Source organism: Curtobacterium sp. VKM Ac-2922, from assembly GCF_022815645.1.
Taxonomy (GTDB): Bacteria; Actinomycetota; Actinomycetes; order Actinomycetales; family Microbacteriaceae; genus Curtobacterium.
Genome location: NZ_JALGRO010000003.1, coordinates 288,722 through 305,921, shown reverse-complemented (window position 1 = coordinate 305,921; position 17,200 = coordinate 288,722). Strand labels below are relative to the sequence as shown.

The 17,200-nt window shown below is 71.6% G+C and carries 20 protein-coding genes; 11 read left to right on the top strand and 9 right to left on the bottom strand.

The features are described from left to right. The first annotated feature begins 64 nt into the window (after window positions 1-64). The 3 genes from MT346_RS05200 to MT346_RS05190 all read left to right on the top strand — a co-directional run bounded on the left by MT346_RS05200 (window position 65) and on the right by MT346_RS05190 (window position 3,097). Entirely contained in the window at window positions 65-1,588 is a 1,524-nt protein-coding gene (locus tag MT346_RS05200) for an MFS transporter (protein ID WP_243561750.1), read from the top strand. Between the two features lie 310 nt (window positions 1,589-1,898). Beyond that, entirely contained in the window at window positions 1,899-2,438 is a 540-nt protein-coding gene (locus tag MT346_RS05195; protein WP_243561820.1) for a flavin reductase family protein, read from the top strand. Window positions 2,439-2,482: 44 nt separating this feature from the next. Beyond that, window positions 2,483-3,097, top strand: coding sequence for a superoxide dismutase (locus MT346_RS05190; RefSeq protein WP_243561749.1), 615 nt, complete (start codon window positions 2,483-2,485; stop codon window positions 3,095-3,097). 221 nt (window positions 3,098-3,318) lie between these two features. Here MT346_RS05190 and MT346_RS05185 read toward each other — a convergent pair whose 3' ends face one another. Next, window positions 3,319-3,894, bottom strand: coding sequence for a TetR/AcrR family transcriptional regulator (locus tag MT346_RS05185; protein WP_243561748.1), 576 nt, complete (start codon window positions 3,892-3,894; stop codon window positions 3,319-3,321). A 198-nt stretch (window positions 3,895-4,092) separates the two neighbouring features. Here MT346_RS05185 and MT346_RS05180 point away from each other — a divergent pair, with 198 nt between their 5' ends. Continuing rightward, complete coding sequence (locus tag MT346_RS05180) at window positions 4,093-5,067, top strand: carbohydrate kinase family protein (protein WP_243561747.1); 975 nt, start codon at window positions 4,093-4,095, stop codon at window positions 5,065-5,067. 109 nt (window positions 5,068-5,176) lie between these two features. Here the strand turns inward: MT346_RS05180 and MT346_RS05175 are convergent, their stop codons facing one another. The 5 genes from MT346_RS05175 to upp all read right to left on the bottom strand — a co-directional run bounded on the left by MT346_RS05175 (window position 5,177) and on the right by upp (window position 10,652). Then, window positions 5,177-6,673, bottom strand: a complete 1,497-nt coding sequence (locus MT346_RS05175) for a serine hydrolase (protein ID WP_243561746.1) — start codon at window positions 6,671-6,673, stop codon at window positions 5,177-5,179. Further along, complete coding sequence (locus tag MT346_RS05170) at window positions 6,670-8,019, bottom strand: deoxyribodipyrimidine photo-lyase (RefSeq protein WP_243561745.1); 1,350 nt, start codon at window positions 8,017-8,019, stop codon at window positions 6,670-6,672. Before MT346_RS05170 ends, MT346_RS05175 begins: the two co-directional genes overlap by 4 nt. Further along, window positions 8,016-8,507 (bottom strand): MarR family winged helix-turn-helix transcriptional regulator, encoded by a 492-nt coding sequence (locus MT346_RS05165; RefSeq protein WP_243561744.1) that lies wholly within the window; start codon window positions 8,505-8,507, stop codon window positions 8,016-8,018. The genes MT346_RS05170 and MT346_RS05165 overlap by 4 nt, the downstream gene beginning before the upstream one ends. Before the next feature lie 289 nt (window positions 8,508-8,796). Further along, the gene (locus MT346_RS05160; protein WP_243561743.1) at window positions 8,797-9,564 is read right to left on the bottom strand and encodes a winged helix-turn-helix domain-containing protein; all 768 of its coding nucleotides are present in this window, start codon (window positions 9,562-9,564) and stop codon (window positions 8,797-8,799) included. Window positions 9,565-10,016: 452 nt separating this feature from the next. After that, the gene (gene upp, locus MT346_RS05155) at window positions 10,017-10,652 is read right to left on the bottom strand and encodes a uracil phosphoribosyltransferase (RefSeq protein ID WP_243561742.1); all 636 of its coding nucleotides are present in this window, start codon (window positions 10,650-10,652) and stop codon (window positions 10,017-10,019) included. A gap of 123 nt (window positions 10,653-10,775) precedes the next feature. On the opposite strand from upp, the gene MT346_RS05150 reads away from it, so the two are divergent. After that, the gene (locus MT346_RS05150) at window positions 10,776-11,207 is read left to right on the top strand and encodes a nucleoside deaminase (RefSeq protein WP_243561741.1); all 432 of its coding nucleotides are present in this window, start codon (window positions 10,776-10,778) and stop codon (window positions 11,205-11,207) included. Here MT346_RS05150 and MT346_RS05145 read toward each other — a convergent pair. Then, the gene (locus MT346_RS05145; RefSeq protein ID WP_243561740.1) at window positions 11,204-12,160 is read right to left on the bottom strand and encodes a cation diffusion facilitator family transporter; all 957 of its coding nucleotides are present in this window, start codon (window positions 12,158-12,160) and stop codon (window positions 11,204-11,206) included. The genes MT346_RS05150 and MT346_RS05145 overlap by 4 nt on opposite strands. 66 nt (window positions 12,161-12,226) lie before the next feature. Here MT346_RS05145 and proC point away from each other — a divergent pair, with 66 nt between their 5' ends. Further along, a complete protein-coding gene (gene proC, locus MT346_RS05140) occupies window positions 12,227-13,057 on the top strand; it encodes a pyrroline-5-carboxylate reductase (RefSeq protein WP_243561739.1) in 831 nt (276 codons plus the stop codon). A gap of 67 nt (window positions 13,058-13,124) precedes the next feature. Here proC and MT346_RS05135 read toward each other — a convergent pair whose 3' ends face one another. Continuing rightward, the gene (locus tag MT346_RS05135; RefSeq protein WP_243561738.1) at window positions 13,125-13,820 is read right to left on the bottom strand and encodes a TrkA family potassium uptake protein; all 696 of its coding nucleotides are present in this window, start codon (window positions 13,818-13,820) and stop codon (window positions 13,125-13,127) included. Beyond that, complete coding sequence (locus MT346_RS05130; protein WP_243561737.1) at window positions 13,813-15,246, bottom strand: TrkH family potassium uptake protein; 1,434 nt, start codon at window positions 15,244-15,246, stop codon at window positions 13,813-13,815. The genes MT346_RS05135 and MT346_RS05130 overlap by 8 nt, the downstream gene beginning before the upstream one ends. A gap of 72 nt (window positions 15,247-15,318) precedes the next feature. Here MT346_RS05130 and MT346_RS05125 point away from each other — a divergent pair, with 72 nt between their 5' ends. From MT346_RS05125 to MT346_RS05105, 5 genes are all read left to right on the top strand, one after another. Next, window positions 15,319-15,834, top strand: coding sequence for a helix-turn-helix transcriptional regulator (locus MT346_RS05125; RefSeq protein ID WP_243561736.1), 516 nt, complete (start codon window positions 15,319-15,321; stop codon window positions 15,832-15,834). Between the two features lie 168 nt (window positions 15,835-16,002). Beyond that, window positions 16,003-16,197, top strand: coding sequence for a helix-turn-helix domain-containing protein (locus MT346_RS05120; protein ID WP_071300285.1), 195 nt, complete (start codon window positions 16,003-16,005; stop codon window positions 16,195-16,197). A gap of 135 nt (window positions 16,198-16,332) precedes the next feature. Further along, entirely contained in the window at window positions 16,333-16,431 is a 99-nt protein-coding gene (locus tag MT346_RS05115) for a 30S ribosomal protein bS22 (protein ID WP_003792170.1), read from the top strand. Between the two features lie 102 nt (window positions 16,432-16,533). After that, window positions 16,534-16,788 carry a glutaredoxin family protein gene (locus MT346_RS05110; protein ID WP_243561735.1) on the top strand — a complete coding sequence of 85 codons (255 nt, stop codon included), beginning with the start codon at window positions 16,534-16,536 and terminating at the stop codon, window positions 16,786-16,788. Then, window positions 16,785-17,078 (top strand): Dabb family protein, encoded by a 294-nt coding sequence (locus MT346_RS05105; RefSeq protein WP_243561734.1) that lies wholly within the window; start codon window positions 16,785-16,787, stop codon window positions 17,076-17,078. Before MT346_RS05110 ends, MT346_RS05105 begins: the two co-directional genes overlap by 4 nt. The last annotated feature ends 122 nt before the right edge of the window (window positions 17,079-17,200 follow it).

The window sequence follows — 17,200 nt, the reverse complement described above, 5'->3', positions numbered from 1 at the left end:
CCTGCCGGGCCGCGTGACGACTTCCGCGCCCGTGACGCCACCTCGAAGTCCGTGGAGCACCACCATGTCCGCACTCCTCACCAGTCCCATCGCCACCCGCGTCACCGCGAGCCGGTCGCGACGGTTCCTGGCGCTCGCGGTGCTCATGATGCCCGTGCTGCTGATCTCGGTCGACAACACCATCCTGAGCTTCGCGCTGCCGTCGATCGCCCGCGCGCTCAACCCGGACGCCACCACCCAGCTCTGGATCGTCGACGCCTACCCGCTCGTGCTGGCCGGCCTGCTGGTCGTCATGGGCAGCATCGGCGACCGCATCGGCCGTCGGCGCATCCTGGTGATCGGCGCCACCGGGTTCGCCCTGCTCTCCGTCGCCGCGGCGTTCGCCACCGACGCCTGGATGCTCGTCGCCGCCCGGATCGCGATGGGCGTGTTCGGGGCGATGCTCATGCCCGCCACGCTCTCGATCATCCGCAACGTGTTCCCCGACGCCGGAGAACGCCGGATGGCGCTCGCCGTCTGGTCGACGATGTTCGCCGCCGGCAACGCACTCGGCCCGCTGGTCGGTGGAGCACTGCTGGCGCACTTCCACTGGGGGAGCGTCTTCCTGGTGGCCGTGCCGATCCTGGTCGTGATGCTCGTCGCCGTGCCGTTCTGCGTGCCCGAGTCGCGCGACCGCAACCCCGGGCCCGTCGATGTCGTGAGCATGCTGCTGTCGCTCGGCACGCTGGCGCCGATCGCCTGGGCCATCAAGTCGGTCGTGCACCCGGACGAGCGCGGTCTGGCGATCGCGATGCTCGGTGTCGGCGTGTTGTGCGGTGTCGCGTTCGTCCGCCGGCAGCTGCGCACGCGTACCCCGATGCTCGACCTGCGCCTGTTCCGCAGCACGGCGTTCACCGGCAGCGTGCTGATGAACATGACCGCGATGTTCTCGCTGACCGGGTTCCTGTTCTTCATCGCGCAGCACCTGCAGCTGGTCGCGGGCCTCGACCCGTTCACCTCGGGCGTCGTGCTGATCCCCGGCTCGGTGCTGACCATCGTGGCGGGACTCGTCGTCGTGCCGATCGTCAACCGGGTCGCCCCGCGCTGGGTCGTCGCCGTCGCGCTGCTGTTCTCGGCCGCCGCCTACGCCCTGGTCGCCGTCCTCGGCCACCACGCGTCCATCGCGGCGCTGGCGTTCGCGTTCGTGCTGCTCGGGATCGGCATCGGCGCGTCCGAGACCGTGACGAACGACCTCATCATCTCGACCGCCCCCGCGGACAAGGCCGGTGCGGCGTCGGCGGTCTCCGAGACCGCCTACGAGATCGGCGCGGTGCTCGGCACGGCCATCCTCGGGACGATCCTGGCGACGGCCTACCGTGCGCACGTGATGGTGCCGAACGGGTTGTCCGGCACCCAGCACACCGCGGCGCAGGAGACCCTCGGTGGAGCGGTCGCCGCGGCCACGTCGCTCGGCGGACCGGCCGGGCAGGCGCTGCTGGAGTCGGCCCGCGCGGCGTTCGACTCCGGCGTCACGATCACGGCGGGCGTCGCCGCGGTGCTGATGGTCGTCGCGGCGGCCGGTGCGCTCGTGATGCTGCGGCGGCGCTGAGCGCGCACCGTGCGGGGGTCGGCTTTGCAGCACGGTGCGACGTTGATCGCTGGTGCGGGGTTCGGAGCGTGGTGCGAGGTTGTTCCCGGGCACGGTGCCGTCAACCTCGCACCGGCGGCGAACCGCGCACCGTGCTCGGTCTGCGAACCGCGCACCGTGCTCGGTACGCCCCTGCGGCGCGCCCGAGGCTGTACCCGGAGTGAACCGAACCTGTGAATCGTTGACCTCGACCTTGGTTGAGGTCCTACGTTGGGACATGGCCGCGACGACCGCGACCACCCACCACGACGAGGAACGAACCACGACTCCCATGCCCGAAGCAGCACCGTCGGACGCAGCGCCGTCGACCGCCGTCCCGTCGACCATCGCCGACGCCTACAAGGCGGCGTTCCGCGGCCACCCCGCCGGCGTCGCGGTCATCACCGCCGAGGGACCCGACGGCCCGACCGGACTGACGGCGTCGAGCGTCGCCAGCGTCGCGATCGACCCGCCCGTCCTGGTGTTCTCGCTGTCCACCAACTCGGGTTCCGCCGGCACGATCCTCGGCGCCCCGCTGTTCGTCGTGCACCTCATGGACGCCCACGGCGTCGCACTGGCCAAGCGGTTCGCCAGCACGGGCAGCCCGGCGGCCGACGACCCGGTGTGGGGAACACTGCCGTCCGGCGACCGGTACCTGCCCGCTGCCGCGTCCGCGCTGCGCTGCCGACCGCTGTCGACGACCCCGATCGGCAGCTCGACCGTCGTCGTCGCCGAGGTCCTGGACATCGTGCTCGGATCCGAACGGGGCGAGCCGCTCGTCTACCACAACCGGGAATTCCACTCCCTCACCGATCGTTCCCGGCTCTCGTGAGCTGCGGAGCACCATCCGCCAACCACTGATCGAAAGGAACCTCCATGGCTGAGTACACCCTGCCGGAGCTGCCGTACGACTACGCCGCACTCGAGCCGCACATCAGCGGCAAGATCATGCAGCTGCACCACGACAAGCACCACCAGACCTACGTGACGGGTGCGAACACCGCGCTCGAGCAGCTCGCCGAGGCCCGCGAGTCCGGCAACCTGGCCAACGTGAACAAGCTCGAGAAGGACCTGGCGTTCAACCTCGGTGGCCACGTCAACCACTCGATCTTCTGGACCAACCTCGGCCCGGACACCAAGGTGCCCGAGGGCGAGCTCGCCGCGGCGATCGACGAGTTCTTCGGCTCCTTCGAGAAGTTCCAGGCCCAGTTCACCGCCGTCGCCACGGGCATCCAGGGCTCCGGCTGGTCCGTCCTGGCCTGGGACACCGTGGGCCAGAAGCTCACCACGTTCCAGCTGTTCGACCAGCAGGCCAACGTGCCGTTCGGTCTCGTGCCGGTCTTCATGCTCGACATGTGGGAGCACGCGTTCTACCTCGACTACCTCAACGTCAAGGCGGACTACGTCAAGGCCGTCTGGAACATCGTCGACTGGGAGAACGTCGCCGCGCGCTTCGCGAACGCGAAGTCGCAGCAGTTCGTCACGCTCTGAGCGTGACCACCTGAACGACGGGAGGCCCGGTGCCAGCTGGCACCGGGCCTCCCGTCGTTCGCCGGTACGGTCGTGCGGCGGCCGGGTCAGCCGGTCAGGACCCGGGTGTCGGCCGCGTGCGGCGGCCGGGTCAGCCGGTCCGGACCCGGGTGTCGGGTAGACAGGGCGGCAGCCGGGTCAGCCGGTCAGGACCCGGGTGTCGGCCGCGTGTGGCGGCCGGGTCAGCCGGTCAGGACCCGGGTGTCGGCGGACAGGGCGTCGGCGATCGCACACAGTGCGGCGTGGACGTCGACGTGCTCGCGGTCGACGATCCGACCCCACTGCGTGCCCCGGGCCGCGAGCACCGCGGCCTGCGCCGCCCGGTCGGCATCGGCCGCGCAGCGCCCGTGCTCGACGCACCAGGCAGCCACGGCGTCGACCAGTGCACGGTGGCTGCGGTGTTCGCGGTCGCCTGGTGCGAGTGCCTCGACCGATCCGAGTTCGAACGTCAGCCGCGCGGCGAGGGCACGGTCGGGGTCGTCGAGGCCACCGAACCGCGTCGTGAACCACGCGCGCAGGCCGTCCCGGTCGGTCGTGGGGTCGAGTGGGCAGACGTCCGCGGTGTCGGCCAGGTGCTCGACCACGGCGTCGATCAAGGCGTCGCGCGTGCCGAAGTGGTACACGATGGGGTACGCGCTCGTGCCGAGGACCCGCCCCAGACTGCGGACGGAAACGTCCTCGATCCGGGTCTCGCGGAGGTGTTGCGTGACCTTCTCGATGATCGCGGGCTTGAGGGTCGGGTCGGGCTTGCGGGGCATGGTCTCTCCGGCGGGGCGGGCGTGCGGCGATCGCGTGCGGCGCAGCGGTCGCAGCGCAGTCGCTGGAGTGCGACCAACGGTATGTTACCGCTGAAGTGTGAGTACCGGCCGTGCGCCGGGCGCGTCTCCACCTGAGGGAGCATCCAGGGCTGTTCCCAGAAACCGGAGTATTGCTCGTTTTCAAGTACGATCGACCTGATGACCCTGCCTCCCGAGCGCCCTGTGCCCCCGTCCCGCCCCGGAGACCCCTCCGGCGGGCGGGCGGTCGGGGGTCGGCGCCGCGGGGCCGGGAAGCGTTTCCTGGTCGTCGGTGACGTCCTGGACGGCGTGATCGTCCACACCCGGGCCCAGGCCACCGGCGACCACGACCCGGCCGCGGTGATCCGGCACCGTCCGGCCGGTGCCGCCGGGAACACGGCGACCTGGCTCGGGTGGCTCGGCGCCGAGGTCGACCTGGTGGCGCGCGTCGGCGTGGACGACGTCTACCGCCACGAACGGTCGCTCGAGGACGCCGGGGTGCGACCCCACATCTCCTACGACGCGCGGACCACGACCGGAGCCGTCGTCTCGGTGCGCAGCGACTTCGGGCGGACCTCGATGTCCGACGGCGGTGCGAGCGCGGCGCTCGGTGCCGAGGACGTCCCACTCGACCTGGCCCGGCGAGCGGACATCGTGCACCTGACCGGTGCCGCGATGCTCGGCGCCGGGGGAGTCGACCGGATCGCGGCGCTCGTCGACCGCGCCCGGGCCGGCGCCGCGCGCGTGTCGCTCGACCCGTCCTCCGTGGCCGTCGTCCGGTCCGTCGGTCCCGACGCGCTGCTCGACGCCCTGCAGGGTGTCGACGTGCTGCTGCCCGGACGTGCCGAGGCGGCGGCGCTGACCGGGACGACCGACATGGACGAAGCCGCCCGGCTGCTCACCCGATCGGTGCCGCTCGTGCTCATCACCCTGGGTGCCGACGGTGTGCTGCTCGGTCGGCCGGGCCGTGCGCCGCAGCAGGTAGCGGCGACCCCGGCGACCGTCGTCGACACGCTCGGCGCGGGGGACGCCTTCGCCGCGGGGTTCATCCGCGCGTGGGCGACCGACCAGGTGCGGGTCGGGTCTGCTGCACGCGAGGGGGGCCGGGTCGCGGCACGGGCGCTCGGGTTCGTGGGCGGTCGTCCGCCGGTCTGACACGGACCGGCGGGTCGGGCGCTGCAGGGTGCTGTTCTGCGCGCCGGGCGCTGCGGGCGCTGCGGGCGCTGCGGGCGCTGCGATGTTCGGCGTGTGCTGTGCGGCGGGGTCAGGCGTCGCGCTCGGTCGGTTCCGCCGTCACGAGCAGGGTCTGCACCAGCCCGGCAGCGAGCGGCGCGAGCCGGATCTCGACCCGCAGCCGACCCGACGACCCGGGCAGCCACCACCGCAGGTGCGTCGGCGCGGACGAGGCCTCGGCGACCGGCGCGGCGTGCAGGTCGGCGCCGACCGTGGCGACGGCGCGGGCTGCGGCAGCACGGCGGCGGTCCCACGGGACGTCCATCGGCACGTTCGGCGTGCAGCAGCGCGCGGCCGCCGAGTCGTCCGGGTCGGTCTGGTCCGGCGCGTCGTGCCACGCGACCAGCAGGCGGGACACCGCGGACTGTGCCGCTCGGGTCTCCGGCAGGACCGTGACGGGCCCTGCGGCGACCGGTCGGGCGGGTGCCGGGTGCGCGGCGGGACGGCCGAGCCCGAGCAGCACATCGTGGGCCGTCTCGGTGGCGACCGACACCTTGGCCTGGGTGGCGTTCTCGAACGCGACGACACCGATCCCCGTGCGGACCGACCACCGCATGTGTGCGGAGAAGCCGGGGTAGCCGCCGGAATGCGAGACGATCGGCCCGACCGCGTCGTCCTGCTCGACGAACAGCCCGAAGCCGTACCCGACCGGACGGCGGGCACTCGGGATCGCCGGTGCGGGGATCACCCGCATGGCCTGCTGCATGTGTCGGCGGTCGGCCGGCGACACCGGGCCGGACTCCGCCTGACCCGTCCGGTCGCGGACCGACGCGAATGCCGACGACAGGTGGCGTGCCCATCGCGACAGGTCACGCACGGTGGAGAACAGTCCACCGATCGGCGAGAAGGCACCGGGGCCGCTGAGCGGGAGTGGCTCCCACGTGTCCTGGTGCGGGCGGACACCGGTGACGACGTACCCGCGGGCGTCCGCGGCACGGAACACGGTGTCGTCGAGGCCGAGCGGACGCAGGACGACCTGGGACGCGACGTCGGCGAAGGGACGACCCGCCACGACCTGGATCGCCCGACCGAGCAGCGCGTACCCGAGGTTGGAGTACGCGAAGCCGGTGCCGGGCACGCTGTCGAACAGCAGCCCGTCGCGCAGGACGGCGTCGAGCTCGGCGTCGGTGATGGACTCCTGCCGGTCGCCCCACGGGTCGTCGGTCGGGAACCCCGCGGACATCGTCAGGAGCATCCGCAGGGTCGGCACGGGGGAGTCGGCGGTCGGCAGCCCGACGTCGCCGAAGGCCGGCACGAAGTCGGTGATCGGTGCGTCGAGCGACACCCGGCCGTCGGCCTGGAGCGACAGCAGCGTCGCGGCCGTGATGCTCTTCGTGCACGATGCGATGCGGTAGACCGTGTCGGCGTCCGGTGCGGTGCCGTCGCCGCGGTCACCGTGCCCGCCCGTGGCGATCAGGCCGTCCTGGTCGAACACGCCCCACACCGAACTCGGCGCGACGCCCCGCTCGACGCGCTCGCGGAACAGGGCGTCGACCTGCTCGATCGTCGTCGTGCTGACCTGGGTCATGCGTGCCGCATCTGGTCGTAGGCGTCGAGGGCCCGCTGCCGGGTCTGGCGCAGGTCGAGCATCGGCTCGGGGCGGTCTTCGTCGGCCGGCACCCAGCGCCGCACGTACTCGCGGTGCTTGTCGAAGCGCTCGAGCTGGCGGTCGGGGTTGAACACGCGGAAGTAGGGCGCCGCGTCGAAGCCCGAGCCCGCCACCCACTGCCAGTTGCCCGCGTTGTTGGCGGCATCGGCGTCGACCAGGGTGTCCCAGAACCACTGCTCGCCGATCCGCCAGTCGACCAGCATGTTCTTCACGAGGAAGCTCGCCGTGGCCAGGCGGACGCGGTTGTGCATCGCGCCCGAACTCCAGAGCTCGCGCATGCCCGCGTCGACCAGGTCGAACCCGGTGCGCCCGTGGTACCAGCGCTGGAGTTCGTCGTCCGGAGCGTCGCGCCACGGGAACGCGTCGAACTCGCGCCGCACGTTGACCGTCGCGAGCTGCTCGCAGTGGAAGTACTCGTGCCAGTTGAACTCACGCCACGCGAGCTGCCGCAGGAACGCCGGAGCCTGCTGGCGCTGGTGGGGCTCGAGCGTGCCGTGCAGCCGGTGCCACACCTGGTACGGACTGATCTCGCCCCACCGGATGTGCGGAGACAGATCGCTCGTGGCGGCCACCGCGGGCTCGTCACGCTGGTCGTAGTCCTGCAGGGCGGAGTCGACGAACGCCTCGAGCAGTGTCGCGGCCCCGTGCTCGCCCGGCGTCCACGCGTCACGCAGCCCACCGGCCCAGTCGGGCTTCGTCGGCAGCAGGGCCCAGTCGGCCAGGTCGTCGCTGGCGACGTCGGGCACGGCGGGCAGCGTGCGCGGCTTGGGCAGTGGGTGTCGCGGTTCCGGCATGGCCTGCGCCGCTCGCCAGAACGGGGTGAACACCTTGTAGGGCTCGCCCGACCCGTTGAGCACCGTCCACGGTTCCCACAGCAGCGAGGCCGCGAAGCTGTGCGCGTCGATGCCGCGGTCCTTGAGCGAGGCCTTGATGCCCGCGTCGATCTCGCGCTCGACCGGTCCGTACCGGCGGTTCCAGTAGACCCCGTCGGCACCGGTGTCGGCGACGACGGCGTCGATCACGTCGGCCGCTGCCCCGCGCCGCAGCACCAGGCGCGAGTCCCGCTGTCGCAGGTCGGCGTCGAGCGACGTCAGCGACTGGTGCAACCACCACTTCGCCGCGCCGCCGAGCGGACGGATGCCGTCGCTCTGCTCGTCGAGGACGTAGACGACGGTCAGGTCGCCACCGTGGTCGATGCCCGCGCGGAGCGCCGGATTGTCGGCGAGCCGCAGGTCGTCGCGGAGCCAGACGACGGCGCCGTTCACGCCGAGGCCGCCGCGGACAGGGACGGCACGGGTCGGCGGCCCGGCATCGGCTCGGTCGTCGCGATGCGGAGCTTCGTGCAGAGCTCGGTGAGGGTGCGCAGCTCGGTGTCGGTCAGACCCGCACCGAGCTGTTCGGCGATGCTGGCGGCGTGCTGCACGGCGACGGCCCGGTACACGTCGAAGCCGTGCGGCGTGAGGGCCACGATGACCCCGCGTGCGTCGGTCGGGTCCGGTTGCTTCTCGACCAGGCCGCGGGTGGTGAGCCGGTCGACCAGGCGGCTCACGCTCGGCTGGGTCAGGAGCAGGTGGCCGGTCAACTCGCGCATCCGGCAGCGACGACCGGGCTGCGTGGAGAGGTTGAAGCAGACGTCGTACTCGTTGAACGAGATCTCGTCGCCGGGGAACTCGCTGTTGAGGTTCCGCATCACGCTCACCTGGGCGCGGAAGAGGGCTTCCCAGGCGGCGACGGCGATCGACCTGTCGTTCACGGTGGTGCTCCCTCTGGTCCGGTGGTCCTCCACCCTACCGACGGCCTCGGACACTCCGGCCCAGCAAGGCCCCGGGACGCACGAAGGCCGGCCGTCCTGGTGGACGACCGGCCTTCTCCCTTGCACCAAGAGTGTCCTGCAATCACATTCCACAGGCGGAGCCACAGCAAACCCCGACTGCGCTTCCGACTGTATAACGAAGCGGTAACGGGCGCCAGCCTTCGACGGCCTCGTTCGCTGCGAGTTCACCAAGAGGCCGGTATGCGCGGCCTGGAACCCCGACGACGGCTCAGAACAGGTCGGGCGAGGGCGTCGAGGCGTACCGCACGGCGACGTCGGCGTGCCGGTCGAACCGGTACCCGACACCACGGACGGTGCGGACGATCTCCTCGAACGCGCCGAGCTTCGAGCGGAGCCGGCGGACGTGCACGTCGATGGTGCGCTCGTTCGGCGTCTCGTCCTCGTCGTCCGACCACAGGCCGTCGATGATGGCGGACCGGTCGACCGTCTGCCCCTCGCGCAGCACCAGGAACTGCAGGAGCTCGAACTCCTTGTAGGTCAGCGGCGCGGTCTCGCCGTCGAGCGTCACACGCTTGCGGGAGATGTCGATGACGACGCCGGTCTCCTCGGGCTCGGGCTTCTCGGCCTGCTTGCGCGCGGCCACCGCGGACCGGTCCTGCAGCGCCAGGCGGACCACGTCGACGTCGCGGCCACCGGAGTGCTCGGCGGCGACGGCCACGGCGGCGTAGGTCTCGGCCGCGGGGACGAGCTGTGCCGTCAGCGCCTTCAGCTGCTCGACCACGGCCGCGAGCGTCGTGCCGGCCGCGGCCGCCTTCTCCTCGTCGAGCCCGACGTACAGCGCGAAGCCACGGGCCTCGGTGCCCTCGGGCAAGGACCGGTTGCGCTGCGGTGCGACCACGGGGCTGGTCGGGGCCTCGGTGTGCTCGGGCTGGACCGGCGCACGACGGGGACGGATCGGCGTGACGGTGCCGAGGTCGATCGGGGCGGGGGCAGCGGAGCGGAGCGAGGGACGGGGCTGGGCGATGGTGAGCGACATGGTGGTTCTCCGGGCGGTGTGGCCGGCGCTCGATCGAGCGGTGGGGCCGGTGTCGAATGCGTCAACCCGGGTGTGCTGCGCGGCACTGACGTCCTGCGTGGAGCAGGGCTGGCGACGCGCCCTCGGTCCGTCGTCGGACCGGAGCAGACCCGGTGGAGCGGGGCGACCGCGTGGCGCACGTGTGCGTCGTCGGTGGTCGTCACCCGGGGATCACGCGCCCGCGACGGGGATGGTGTCGCGGGGGATCCAGCTGGAACGGGTACCGGTCAGGCACACATTCGACAACGCATGACGGCCGCCGCCGACATCATCATGCCGACGGTCCCCACTGCCCCTGTGGAGGGGGACGCCTCGGAGAGGACGCGGGACACGGTTGCAGTCATGTCGATGAGTATCAGCGGTATACCAAGCCGCTGTCAACCGTCCGCCCGGACGGTCGGCGGGGTCGGTCGCTACTCGGCCAGTCCGTACAGCCGGTCGCCGGCGTCGCCCAGGCCGGGCACGATGTAGCCGTTCTCGTCGAGGCGCTCGTCGAGGGCACCGAGGACGATCGTCACGTCGCGGTCGCCCACGGCCTGCTCGACGGCCTTGAGGCCCTCGGGTGCCCCGAGGATGCACACGCAGGTGACGTCCTCGGCGCCGCGGTCGAACAGGAAGTCGATGGCCGCCGCGAGCGTGCCACCCGTCGCCAGCATCGGGTCGAGCACGAAGCACTGCCGGCCCGACAGGTCGTCCGGCAGGCGCTCGGCGTAGGTCTGCGGCTCGAGGGTCTCCTCGTTGCGCGCCATGCCCAGGAACCCGACCTCGGCCGTCGGGACGAGCTTGACCATGCCCTCGAGCATGCCGAGGCCGGCGCGCAGGATGGGGACGACCAGCGGACGCGGCTTGGCGATCGCGACACCCATGGTCTGCGCGACCGGCGTGGAGATCGGCGTGGCCGTGACCCGCACGTTGCGCGTGGCTTCGTAGGCCAGCAGCGTGACGAGTTCCTCGGTCAGCGCACGGAACGTGGGCGAGGGAGTGGTCCGGTCGCGGAGCACCGAGAGCTTGTGGGTGATGAGCGGGTGGTCGGCGACGTGGACTCGCATAGGGTCGAGCGTACCGTGCCGCAGGCGGAGGACCGATCCGCCCGCGCACCCGAGACGGCCGGAGGACCCGTGCAGCCAGTCCCGTCCACCACGGACCCCGCGGGCCGTCCCTGGGTGGGGGCGATGACGACGGCGCTCGCCGAGGCCCGGGCATGCCTGGCGACCGGTGACGTGCCGGTCGGCGCGGTCGTGCTCGACGAACACGGTGTGGTCCTCGCCACCGGTCGGAACGAGCGCGAGGCCACGCAAGACCCGACCGCGCACGCCGAGGTCCTGGCCCTCCGGGCAGCGGCCGCCGTCACGGGGGACTGGCACCTCGACCGGCACACCCTGGTCGTCACGCTCGAGCCCTGCCCGATGTGCGCGGGGGCGATCCTGGCGGCGCGGGTGCCGCGCGTGGTGTTCGGCGCGTGGGACCCCAAGGCCGGCGCGGCGGGCAGCGTCTACGACATCGCCAGGGACCGCCGGCTGCCGCACCGGTCCGAGGTGGTCGCCGGCGTGCTCGAGCCGGAGTGCGCGGCCCTGCTCGAGGAGTTCTTCCGTCAGAAGCGCTAGTCCGCCGCGCGGATCACGATCGCCTCGGTCGGCGGCCGCGGCCCCGTCCGGAGCACGTCGGGCTCGACGTAGATCACCCGGGCGATCGGCACGGCTGCCCGCACCCGCTGTTCGACGGTGTCGATGCCAGCGGCGACGTCACCGAGACGCCGGTCGCCGTCGACCGCGACCTTCACGCCGACCATCAGCTCGTCCGGGCCCAGGTAGAGCGTCTTGATGTGGATGATCGACTCGATCTCGGGCCCGTCCAGCAGCGCCGCCTTGATCTTCGCGACGTCCGCCGCGGTCGCACCCTCGCCGACCAGCAGGCTCTTCGTCTCGATCCCGAGCACCAGGGCCACGGCGATGAGCAGCACGGCGATCAGCACCGTGCCGATGGCGTCGAACACCCCGTTGCCGGTGAGCGCGGTCAGGCCGACGCCGAAGAACGCGAACACCAGGCCGAGCAGGGCGGCGGTGTCCTCGAGCATCACGACGGGCAGCTCCGGGGCCTTCGCCCGACGCACGTACTGCACCCATGACATCGAGCCCTTGTGCGGGCGAGCCTCGTTCAGGGCGGTGCGGAGCGAGAAGCCCTCGAGCCCGATCGCGATCACCAGGACCACCATCGGCAGCCACCAGTTCTCGAGCGCGTGCGGATGCGCGAACTTCTCGATGCCCTCGTAGAGCGAGAACACACCGCCGACCGAGAACAGCACGATCGACACGACGAAGGCGTACACGTAGCGTTCGCGGCCGTAGCCGAACGGGTGTTCCTCGTCCGCCGCGCGCCGGGCGCGTCGTCCGCCCAGCAGCAGCAGGAGCTGGTTCGCGGAGTCGGCGAGCGAGTGCACACCCTCGGCGAGCATCGACGCGGACCCGCTGATCGCCGCCGCGATGAACTTGACGATCGCGATGCCGACGTTCGCGCCGAGTGCGGCGAAGATGGCCCGGTTGCCTCCGGAAGCGCTCACTGTGACCCCTGTTCTCGCTGACCTGCTGCACGATCCTACGGGCAGGTCGCTCGGTAGGGTCGGGCCATGACGATCGAACTGCCCCGTACCGCTCTGCTCGGCGTCGGCTCCATGTCCGGCGCGGTCCTCGACGGCCTGCTCGCCGCCGGTCTGGCGCCCGAGACCGTGGTGCTGACGACGAAGTCCGAGTCGTCCGCCGCCGCCCACCGTGCGCGCGGCCTGGACGCCTCCGCCAGCGACACGGACCCGGACGCCAACCGCCGGGCCGTCCGCGGCGCCGCGCTCGTGGTGCTCGGCGTGAAGCCGTTCGTCCTCGCTGACCTGCTCGACCAGATCGCGGACGACCTGGCACCCGGCACCGTCGTCGTCAGCGTCGCGGTCGGGGTGACGACGGCGACCATGCAGGCTCGCGTCCCCCAGGGTGTCCGCGTCGTCCGTGCACTGCCGAACACCCCGATCGGGGTCGGGCACGGGGTCACGGGGGTCAGCGGCGGCGCGTCGGCCGACGCCGAGGCCGTCGCCCTGGCGTCACGGTTGTTCGACGTGTCCGGCTCGGTCATCGAGGTCCCCGAGGACCGTCTCGACGCGCTGTCCGCGGTGTCCGGTTCCGGCCCGGCGTACGTCTTCCTGCTCATCGAGGAGTGGCAGCGCGCCGCCGAGTCGCTCGGCTTCACCGCCGAACAGGCCGAGACGATGGTGCAGGGCACCGTGCGTGGTGCCGTCGAGCTGCTCGAGCGGTCCGGCAAGGAGCCCGCAGCCCTGCGCCGCGCCGTGACCAGCCCGAAGGGCACGACCGAGCGTGCCGTCGCCGTCCTGCAGGAAGCGGACCTGGCGGACACGCTCCGCCGCGCCGCGGATGCGGCGATCGCGCGCGCGGACGAGCTGTCGAAGCTCTAGACGCAACCACCGGAACGACGGGAGGCTCGGTGCCAGCTGGCACCGGGCCTCCCGTCCGATCAGTGGTCTACTCCAGGGCGGCGAAGCGCTCCAGCGCGGTCGTCGATCCGGACACGATGATGACGTCGTGCTCACCGATCACGCTGTCCGGTGTGGCCGGCACGAAGGCCTCACCCGGGGGCTTGATGCCGAGCACCGTCAGACCGAAGCGCGTGCGGATGGCGGTGGTGCCGAGGTCCTTGCCGCGGACCGCGCGCGGCGGGAACATCTTGACCACGGCGAAGTCGTCGTCGAACTCGATGAAGTCGAGCATCCGACCGGACACCAGGTGTGCCGTGCGCTCGCCGGCCTCGCGCTCCGGGTACACCACGTGGTTCGCGCCGATGCGGGCCAGGATCGTGCCGTGCGACCGACTGATCGCCTTCGCCCAGATCTGCGGGATGCCGAGGTCGACCAGGTTCGCGGTGATGAGCACGCTGGACTCCAGGTCACTGCCCGTGCCGACCACGGCGATCGGGAAGTCCTGCGCGCCGATCTGCCGCAACGCGTCGATGTCGGTCGCGTCGGCCTGCACCGCGTGGGTGACCCGGTCCGACCACTTCTGCACCAGGCCCGGGTCGGTGTCGACGACCAGGACCTCGCGGTCCTGCCGCTCGAGCTGTCCGGCGGTGGCGGCGCCGAACCGGCCCAGGCCGATGACGAGCACCGGCGCGTCGTGGCTGACGGCACCGAGGGGGTGGTCGGGACGGGATCGGTCAGCCAACGATCGGCCTCTCTTCGGGACGGCGGAACAGCTGCCGGCTCTGACTGGCGGCCAGGGCGGCGGCGATGGTCACTGTACCGACCCGGCCCAGGAACATCGTGGCCGCCAGCACGTACTTGCCGGACTCGGGCAGGTCGCCGGAGACGCCGGACGACAACCCGCAGGTCGCGAACGCGGAGATCACCTCGAACAGCACGCGGTCGAGCGGCTCGCGGGTGATCTGCAGCAGCACGGTGGTGGACACAGCGACGATCGTGGCGCCCCAGAGCACGACGGCGACCGCGACCCGGAGCACGTCGCTCGGGATCCGGCGACCGAAGGCCTCCATGCTGCGGCGTCCTCGGGCCTCGGCGACCGCGGCCAGGAACAGCACCGCCAGAGTCGTGACCTTGATGCCGCCGGCGGTCGAGGCCGACCCGCCGCCGATGAACATGAGCATGTCGGTGATCAGCAGACTCGAGCCGTTGAGCTGGTCGAAGTCGACGAGCGAGAACCCGCCCGAGCGCGTCATCGTCGACAGGAAGAGCGCCTGGAACGCCGTCCGTCCCGCGCCCTCGCTGCCGAACGTCGTCGGGTTCGACGCCTCGAGTGCGATGTACGCCGCGGCGCCGCCCACCAGCAGCACGGCGCTGGTGGTCAGGGTGAGCTTGACGTGGATCGGCCACTTCCGGGGGGTGCGGAGCTGTTTCGTCAGGGCGCGGATCACCGGGAAGCCGATCGACCCCGCCACCACGCCGATCATCAGGAGCGTCAGGAACCAGTAGTCGTGCGCGAACGGCTCGAGCCCGGTGGCGTTCGGCGCGAAGCCCGTGTTCGTGAAGGCCATCGCGGCGTAGTAGAACGAGTCGCCGACGGCGGTCCAGAACGGCATCCCCGCGATCAGCACCGAGGGCAGCAGGAGCAGTCCCAGGACGATCTCGATCGACAGGGTGCTCACCGCGACCGTCGCCAGCAGGGTGCCGACCTCACCGAGCCGCACGGCCTGCCCCTCGGGGACGGCGCCGTGGTGGGTGCGGAGGGGGTTCGAGTCGCCCGCAGCCATGAGCTTGGCGCGCAGGCCGAGCTTGCGCGTGACGAACAGGCCCAGGATCGACGCGAAGGTCAGCACGCCCACAGCGCCGATCTGCGTGCCGATCACCACCAGGGTCTTGCCGAACACCGACCAGTGCGTCGCCATGTCGACGGTCGACAGTCCGGTGACGCAGACCACCGACGCGGCGGTGAACAGTGCGTCGGCGAAGTGCGTCGACGAGCCGTCCGCGGCGGCGAGGGGCGTCATGAACAGGCTCGTGAAGACGAAGATCAGCCCGACGAACACCAGGATCGCCAGCCGCGACGGGGACGAGCGCAGCGCGGTGCCGAAGCGAGAGGGTCGGCGACGCGTCCCTCCGACCCCGCGGGTCGATGGCGCCGTGCGGTCGAGCATCGTATGCCTCCGGGGACATGGGCGGGACGCCTCGCATGGTACATCGCGGGGCACGCCGGTTAGCCTGGGCCCATGGCCGACATCTTCACCGTGGTCGCGGACCCGACGCGCCGCGAGCTGCTCGGTGCCCTGCTCGGTGCCTACGGGTCGGACGTCACGGGCGGCGAGCTCAGTGTCGGCCAGCTCGTCGAGAAGCTCGGGGTCAGCCAGCCCACCGTGTCCAAGCACCTGCGGGTGCTGCGCGAGAACGGGCTCGTCAGCTCGCGCGAAGAGGGGCAGCACCGCTTCTACCGACTCGACCCGGAGCCGCTGCTGCACATCGAGGAGTGGGTGGTCCCCTTCACCGGGGCCGTCGACGCCGACGGCACCCCGGCGACCACCGCGTGGACGCCGGACGGGCAGCCCGTGTCCGTGCGTCGGAACGGTGCGGCGGGCAAGGCGACCGTCGAGGTCGGCACCGAACTCGGGCGCGTCATGGCCGAGGCGTCGTACCGCGCCACGGCCGCGTTCTCGGGGGCGCAGCAGGGGTGGGAGCGCGTGGTGGACCGGTCGCGCCGACGCTTCACGAAGCGCCCGGACCAGGACTGATCCACGGCGGACGCCCACCGAGCGCCCACGGGTCGCTCACCGTCGTACGCGATGCTGGACACCGGGCCTCACCCGCCCCTACAGTTACCAGTGACCACTCAGGTCACACCAAACATCCGCGCCCGGGACGAATCGATCGGCCCGCGCGCAGCCTGGCGGAGGCGGACCATGAACGGCAGTTTCGACGACGTGCGTTTCCTCACCGTCGCTGAGGTCGCCGAGATGATGCGCGTCTCGAAGATGACCGTCTACCGCATGGTCCACGCCGGTGAACTCCCCGCGATCCGCTTCGGCCGGTCGTTCCGGGTGCCGGAGTCCGCGGTCGCCGCGGTCCTGCGCGGCGGCATCGCCGACGTGGGCTGACAGCCGCCCGGTTCCCGGCGCACGTCCAGCCCGTTCGACATCGGCGCGGGGCTCCGGTAGCATCGACCAGGTTGATTTTCCGCGGCTTCATCGGCCCGGTGTCCGTACATCAGCATCAGTCCGAGCGAGGTCCACATGGGTTCTGTCATCAAGAAGCGTCGCAAGCGCATGGCGAAGAAGAAGCACCGCAAGCTCCTTCGCAAGACGCGTCACCAGCGTCGCAACAAGAAGTAGGTCGCAAGACCGTCGTCGAAGCCCCGGTTCGCCGGGGCTTTTGCGTTCCCCGGGCGCGACCGGCGTTCCCCGGGGCCCGTTCTGCGTCGCTACGCTGGGGGCATGCCCGCCGTGACGCTCCTGACCAAGCCCGGATGCCATCTCTGCGACGATGCCCGACCGGTCGTCGAGCGCGTCGTCGCGGCGCACCCCGGCGCGACCCTGACCGAGCGCTCGATCCTCGATGACGACGCGCTCCGGCTGGAGTACGCCGAGGACATCCCCGTGGTGCTGGTCGACGGCCGGGTCCACAGCAATTGGCACGTCGACGCCGACCGGCTGGCGCGTGCGATCGAGAAGGCCGAGGCCCCCGCATGATCCACCACGTCGTCTCCTGGGGGCTCCGCCCCGAACTCGACCGTGCAGACACCATCGCGCAGATCCGGTCGCTCCTGACCGGACTCGTCGGTGTCGTGCCGTCGATCCGCACGCTGCAGGTCGTCGACAACGTCGCCTACCCGGACAAGAACCACGACGTCGCCGTCGTGGCGACGTTCGACGACCTGGCCGGCCTCGACGCGTACCAGGTGCACCCGGAGCACCAGGCCGCGGCGGCCGAGATCCGCGGGCTCGTCAAGAGTCGCGCGGCCATCGACTGGCAGGAGTGAGCCGAGTCCGGACACTGCTCCCGGCGACCACCGGACCGACAGGAGGCCCGTGGCGGGATTCGACCAGTCCGCGCTCATGGAGATCTTGACCAAGCCGAAGAACGCGCTGGTCCGGCAGTACC